The sequence below is a fragment of the Paucibacter sp. PLA-PC-4 genome, from assembly GCF_026241155.1.
Lineage (GTDB): Bacteria > Pseudomonadota > Gammaproteobacteria > Burkholderiales > Burkholderiaceae_C > Roseateles_E.
Map to the genome: position 1 here is coordinate 1 of NZ_JAPFGP010000065.1, position 862 is coordinate 862.

At 64.8% G+C, this 862-nt stretch carries 2 protein-coding genes and 1 pseudogene; all 3 read left to right on the top strand.

The window, feature by feature from the left end; translation table 11 throughout:
- Positions 1–388, top strand: a 388-nt coding sequence (locus OOZ63_RS28900; protein ID WP_266009333.1) for an ATP-binding protein, incomplete at its 5' end; no start/stop codon positions are given.
- Entirely contained in the window at positions 385–597 is a 213-nt protein-coding gene (locus OOZ63_RS28905; protein WP_266009334.1) for a hypothetical protein, read from the top strand. The genes OOZ63_RS28900 and OOZ63_RS28905, both read left to right, overlap by 4 nt.
- A 140-nt stretch (positions 598–737) precedes the next feature.
- Positions 738–862 (top strand): annotated as a pseudogene (locus OOZ63_RS28910) (transposase); the annotation flags it as partial.

Genomic DNA, 862 nt, shown 5'->3' on the forward strand with positions numbered 1-862 from the left:
GGCCGCCATCGACAGCGACTCGGGTCTGCGCCGCAAGCTGCGCCACTACGCCGCCCCAGACGTGTTGCTCATCGACGAGGTGGGCTACCTGTCGTACTCGAATCGGCACGCGGACCTGCTGTTCGAGTTGGTCAGTCGGCGCTACCAATGCAAGAGTACGGTGGTGACCACGAACCGAGCCTTCGTAGACTGGGGCGAGGTCTTCCCCAATGCCGCCTGCGTGGTCTCGTTGATCGACCGCTTGATGCACCGTGCCGAAGTGGTGCGCATCGACGGCCAGTCCTACCGCGCCAAAGAAGCCCAGGAGCGCGAGGCACAGCGCCTGGCCGAGCGGGCAGCCAAGTCCGCCAAGGCCAGCACCGCGCGATCACCCAAGCACCGCTCATGAGCAGACGTTCGCCATCATCCACAGTGGTCTCTGGGATGGTGGTGCCAGCCCACTGGACGCCCGAGCAGGCACTCGCGGTCGCCGAATGCCTGCAGGCCATGCGCGAGGCGCTGTGGCTGCTCTACGGCCCGCAGATGCAGCAGGCCTGGCGCGAGCAAGTCATGCCCACAGGCTCGCCGCCCGAGTTCGATCCTGACGCACCGTTCTGAGCGCTGCCGCGGCGCTGGTCGGCAGCATCGGTCGCCCCAAACCCAACATCTGCATATGCGACCAGTGACATGCTGGCGTCTGCGATCAAATCCGACTCCTCACCAGCGTATAGAGTCGGATTTACACCAGCGGCAACACCAAGGCCGTGTACCTGGCGCTGGGCGTGCTGCCAGACGGCACGCGCGACATCCTCGGGATCTGGATCGAGAACACCGAGGGCGCCAAGTTCTGGATGAAGGTCTTCAACGATCTGAAGACCCGTGG

Excerpts from the sequence above, each read along its gene's own strand:
- OOZ63_RS28905 (WP_266009334.1), top strand. The coding sequence starts at position 385 with ATGAGCAGACGTTCGCCATCATCCACAGTGGTCTCTGGGATGGTGGTG.